The sequence below is a fragment of the Methanoregula sp. genome, assembly GCF_002835825.1.
Lineage (GTDB): Archaea > Halobacteriota > Methanomicrobia > Methanomicrobiales > Methanospirillaceae > Methanoregula.
Genome location: NZ_PIZH01000357.1, coordinates 1 through 2224, shown reverse-complemented (window position 1 = coordinate 2224; position 2224 = coordinate 1). Strand labels below are relative to the sequence as shown.

Here is a 2224-nt window from a genome sequence, read left to right as displayed (position 1 = left end):
CCCCCGCAGGCACGATGGCTGCAGTCACAGAGATCGCAGGTCTTTTGCTTCTCTGCCATTTCAGATCAACTCCTTCCGCAGGCCATAGAACTGGTCGCCTAGACCCTTCTCACAGAGGTCAACGATATTCTTGATATCCTTCTTTCGGATGTCCCGGCCGCCAAGCCCGACTATGTAGCCTTTCACCGGTATCGGGGAACCGTACATCGCATCCCTGATCTCGATCGCAGTTGCCCCGCCCCGCGAACCAAGGGAGACGTTCTTGTCCAGTACGGCAACCCGCTTTACGTGCGCGAGAGCCTTCACGATCTCTTCTCCAGGGAACGGGCGGAAGACCCGGATCCGCAGGAGGCCGACCTTTTTGCCTTCTTCACGCATCTCATCGATGGCATCCTTGACAGTGCCGGAGAGCGATCCCATTGCAACGATCGCGGTTTCTGCATCGTCAAGCCGGTACTCCTCGATCATGGCGCTATAGTCCCTGCCAAAAAGCGTGCCGAACTCTTTTCCGTACTTTACGATTGCGTCCTTTGCCCGTTTCTGGGCTTCGTTCATCTCATAGCGGAATTCGAGGTAATATTCCGGTGTTGCATACATGCCGAAACTGATGGGATCTTTTGCATCCAGCTTCTCAGTCGGTGCAAACGCCGGCAGGTACTTGTCAGCCTGCTCCTGCGAGAGTATGTCGACCGGCTCGTAGGTATGGGAGAGGATGAACCCATCGAAACAGACGAATGCCGGGAGCTGGACTGCAGGGTCTTCGGCAACCCTGTAGGCAAGGAAGTGGAGGTCGGTTGCCTCCTGGTTGTCCTCTGCATAGAAGTGGAGCCAGCCCGCATCACGCAGCGAGATCGAGTCCTGCATATCGTTCCAGATCGAGAGCGGTGCACCCATGGCCCGGTTCGCAATGGACATGATTATGGGGAGGCGCATGCCCGCTGCATTGAAGACAACCTCGGCCATCAGCATGAGGCCCTGTGAGGTTGTTGCGGAATAGGTGCGAGAGCCGGCGGCGCTGGCGCCAACGCAGGCCGAGAGGGCGGAGAGCTCGTTCTCTACGGTGATGTATTCTGCGTCGAGTTTCCCATTTGCGACAAAGTCCGCGAGTGCTTCCACGATATGGGTCTGGGGGGTGATCGGGTATGCGGAGACCACCTGCGGGCGGCAGAGGCGCACAGCCTCGGCCACCGCGTGTGAACCCTCAGTGATTTCCAGCATCTACTTCTCCTCCTGTTTCATAGTTATTGCATCCTTGGGACACTCCGCTGCGCAGAGCCCGCAGCCCTTGCAGTACGTGTAATCGGGGTCGAAGAGACCTTCTCCATTCTCGTGGACGCATCCTTCCGGGCAGAGTGTCCGGCACATCCCGCATTTCGAGCACTTCTCATGGTCGAAGATAGGTTTGAAGACGCGCCATGAACCGGTCTTGTTGTCCCGGGATTTCCCGGGGCGGGCACGGCAGCCGACTGCAAGCGCCATTATGCAGCCCCCTTCACGGTATCGAACGCTGTCTTTGCCGCAGCGATGTTCTTGACCGCAAGTTCACCGGGGAAGCGGTGCTTCAGTGCATTTTCGAGAGCGCCGAACTGGATCTCGCCTGATGCGGCAGCAAACGCTCCCATGAGCGTCGTGTTCGTGATTGGGAGCCCGAGCGTCTTGAGGGCGATAGACGTGGCATCGATGGTGATCAGCTTCACGCCTTCCGGTACGTTGAAGTCCGGCTTCTTCTCGGTGTTCACGATCACGATCCCGCCGGGTTTGACCCCCAAAAAGACATTCACGTCCTTGATCAGGGTGCTGTCCTGGACGATGATGTAATCGGGTTCGTACACCTGGCTCCTCTTCCGGATTTTTTTGTTGTCGAACCGGACAAATGCCTGGACCGGGGCCCCCCGCCTCTCGACACCGAATGCCGGAAAGGCCTGGGCAAAGACGCCGCCTTCGAATGCGGCGACTGCGATCAGTTCGGCAGCAGTGACAGACCCCTGGCCACCCCTGCCGTGGATACGTAGCTCTTTCAAGGAAAAATCCCCAATTATCAGATTTCCATGATACGGAAGCGACCGGATGTGTAAATTATCATGACTTTACACCCGGCAGTCATATGGCGATACCCGAAATTATTGCGCATTAATGTGGTAATTTATCACTATTAATAATGCTGATCTGATCCCAACGTCGGCTCGGGATACCCGTTTGTGCTGACATTCCGGTCGTGGTGAGG

At 56.8% G+C, this 2224-nt stretch carries 3 protein-coding genes; all 3 read right to left on the bottom strand.

Annotated elements, in window-relative coordinates:
* Window positions 1-60: 60 nt before the first annotated feature.
* The 3 genes from porA to CW742_RS10975 are packed head-to-tail and all read right to left on the bottom strand — an operon-like array spanning window position 61 to window position 2021.
* The gene (gene porA / locus CW742_RS10985; protein ID WP_292420336.1) at window positions 61-1218 is read right to left on the bottom strand and encodes a pyruvate ferredoxin oxidoreductase; all 1158 of its coding nucleotides are present in this window, start codon (window positions 1216-1218) and stop codon (window positions 61-63) included.
* Window positions 1219-1479: a 4Fe-4S binding protein gene (locus tag CW742_RS10980; protein WP_292420333.1), complete on the bottom strand. Its 261-nt coding sequence runs from the start codon at window positions 1477-1479 to the stop codon at window positions 1219-1221.
* Window positions 1479-2021, bottom strand: a complete 543-nt coding sequence (locus CW742_RS10975; RefSeq protein WP_292420332.1) for a pyruvate ferredoxin oxidoreductase subunit gamma — start codon at window positions 2019-2021, stop codon at window positions 1479-1481. Before CW742_RS10975 ends, CW742_RS10980 begins: the two co-directional genes overlap by 1 nt.
* Window positions 2022-2224: the final 203 nt, after the last annotated feature.